Here is a 2,752-nt window from a genome sequence, read left to right as displayed (position 1 = left end):
GGCCTGAAAGCTGCTCGAGCAAGCCGCCAAGTCCGCCACCGGCCCCCGCCGCACTGCCGCCGCCCAACAAGCCGCCCATCATATCGGCAAGCCCGCCGCCGCCCACGCTTCCACCGCCTGCGCCAGCGGTCCTGGCCCCCGGCAATCCGTTTTGGGCGACATAGCTTGCGCCTTTGGCAAGCGCGACGCCGACGGCAACTTTGGCAAGTGTTGAAACGAGAGACATGGCTTTATCCTTTACGCGGTGACCAGTGTTCAGGGTTGCGCCTTCGATCAGTCCCGCGCAAGGGGAAGTTTTGCCAGCGCGCGGCGTCGCGTTTGGCATGGAGTATGAAAAATCGCCCGCACCGGAATCATCTGTTTGACCGTCACGCTTGCGCAACAGTTTTGCGAAACCCCGGAAGTTCAAGCGCTGGGGTGATTCTGGCGCCTACTACATGTGGTAGCAGCATCGGAATTCACCCAAACTATCAGCTAGTGATGGTAAGGATGCCGAAAGCAAAGGCTTTGTCATACGAAGAGTGTCAGTGCCACAGGCGCAGCGCGCAAAGCCTCGCTGCCCAGAATCGGAACGCAACCGGAAAAGCCCCGACGCACTGTAAAAAAACTGTGGAGAAACCAAAAATATGCGTTGCGACAACTGGGGAATTGCGACAGGTTGTCGAAGCGCCGCCGACTGACACTACATATGGTGGCGCAATGGGAAATTCGAAAACCAATTCTATCAAAGCCTCTTGAGGGGGCTGGAATTTTGTTGCTTTGCGACACGGTGGTTGACGCTTTTTCAGGACGGGTGTGCCGCAGGCGTTGCGGAATAGGGAAAACATCAGGCAGCGCCGAAACCCGGCCAAAGCCTGCAACAAGTCGGAGACGGGGCAAATGAAGATCGAGCGGAAATTTACGGCGGAAGCGACGGGTGCCTATGGCACGATGGATTTCACCACCACGGTTTCGGAGATTCGCAATCCTGACGGCAAGATTGTGTTTCGTAATGACGCGGTGGAGGTGCCAAGCGGCTGGAGTCAGGTCGCCTCTGACGTGTTGGCGCAAAAGTATTTCCGCAAGGCAGGCGTTCCGGCGCGGCTGAAAAAGGTCAAGGAAAAGGGCGTTCCCGAGTTTCTGCTCCGCTCTGTCCCTGATGAGGATGCCTTGGCGAAACTACCGCAAGATCAACGCATTGTCGGCGAAACTTCAGCCAAACAGGTGTTCGACCGTTTGGCGGGTGCCTGGACCTATTGGGGTTGGAAGGGCGGCTATTTCACCACCGAGTCCGACGCGAAAGCCTATTATGATGAAATGCGCTACATGCTGGCGCGCCAGATGGCGGCACCCAACTCCCCCCAGTGGTTCAACACCGGCTTGCATTGGGCCTATGGGATCGACGGGCCGTCACAGGGCCACTATTATGTCGACCACCTGACCGGCAAACTGACCAAATCCACCTCGGCCTATGAACACCCGCAGCCACATGCCTGTTTCATCCAATCGGTCAAGGATGATCTGGTCGGCGACGGTGGCATCATGGACCTTTGGGTCCGCGAGGCGCGGCTGTTTAAATATGGGTCCGGCACCGGCACAAACTTCTCGTCATTGCGCGGCGCGGGGGAGAAGCTCTCGGGTGGCGGTAAATCCTCCGGTCTGATGGGCTTTTTGAAAATCGGTGATCGGGCGGCAGGTGCGATCAAATCGGGCGGCACCACCCGGCGCGCGGCGAAAATGGTGATCGTCGATGCCGACCACCCTGATATCGAAGATTTTATCAATTGGAAGGTGATCGAGGAGCAGAAGGTTGCCTCTATCGTCGCCGGCTCAAAAATGCATGAACAGAAACTCAACGCCATTTTCGCGGCAATCCGGGCTTGGGATGGCACGGCGGACGCGGCCTATGAGCCGAAGGACAATCCCGGCCTGAAAGCCGCGATCAAGGACGCCAAGAAAGTCGCGATCCCGGAAACCTATATCAAACGGGTTCTGGACTACGCCAAGCAGGGCCATACCAGCATCGAATTCCCGACCTATGACACCGATTGGGATTCTGAGGCGTACTCATCCGTGTCCGGCCAGAACTCCAACAACTCCATCCGTGTCACTGATGCTTTCTTGCAGGCGATCAAGGACGACGGCAATTGGGAACTGATCAACCGCAAGGACGGCACGGTTTCCAAAACCATCAAGGCGCGGGCGCTCTGGGATCAGGTTGGCCACGCCGCCTGGGCCTGTGCCGATCCGGGTATCCAGTTCCACGATTCTGTGAATGCTTGGCACACATGCCCCGAAGATGGTGCGATCCGCGGCTCCAATCCGTGTTCGGAATATATGTTTCTGGACGATACTGCCTGCAACCTGGCCTCAATGAACCTGCTGACATTCTACAATGACGGCAAGTTCGACTCTGCCGCTTATATCCACGCCACCCGGCTCTGGACCGTGACGTTGGAAATCTCGGTGATGATGGCACAGTTCCCATCGAAGGAAATCGCCCAGCTCTCCTATGATTTCCGGACGCTTGGCCTGGGTTATGCCAATATCGGCGGTTTGTTGATGAACATGGGCTTCAGCTATGACAGCGACGAGGGGCGCGCGATGTGTGGTGCCTTGACCGCTCTGATGACCGGTGTTTCCTATGCAACATCGGCGGAAATGGCGGGCGAATTGGGCGCATTCTCCGGCTACGCCCGCAACCGTGAGCATATGCTGCGGGTGATCCGCAACCACCGCGCGGCCGCCCATGCCAGCGGCGAATACGTTGGCG

At 57.7% G+C, this 2,752-nt stretch carries 2 pseudogenes; one reads left to right on the top strand and one right to left on the bottom strand.

What is annotated here, in order from left to right:
- Nucleotides 1-226: pseudogene (locus tag L0H65_RS17770) on the bottom strand (tellurite resistance TerB family protein); the annotation flags it as partial.
- A gap of 653 nt (nucleotides 227-879) precedes the next feature.
- Between L0H65_RS17770 and L0H65_RS17765 the strand changes: the two are divergent.
- Nucleotides 880-2,752: pseudogene (locus L0H65_RS17765) on the top strand (vitamin B12-dependent ribonucleotide reductase); the annotation flags it as partial.

It is taken from the genome of Pseudorhodobacter sp. (genome assembly GCF_030452865.1).
In the GTDB taxonomy this organism is placed as follows: domain Bacteria; phylum Pseudomonadota; class Alphaproteobacteria; order Rhodobacterales; family Rhodobacteraceae; genus Pseudorhodobacter.
The sequence above is the reverse complement of the archived record's forward strand: the minus strand, read 5'-3'. Positions and strand labels throughout refer to the sequence as shown.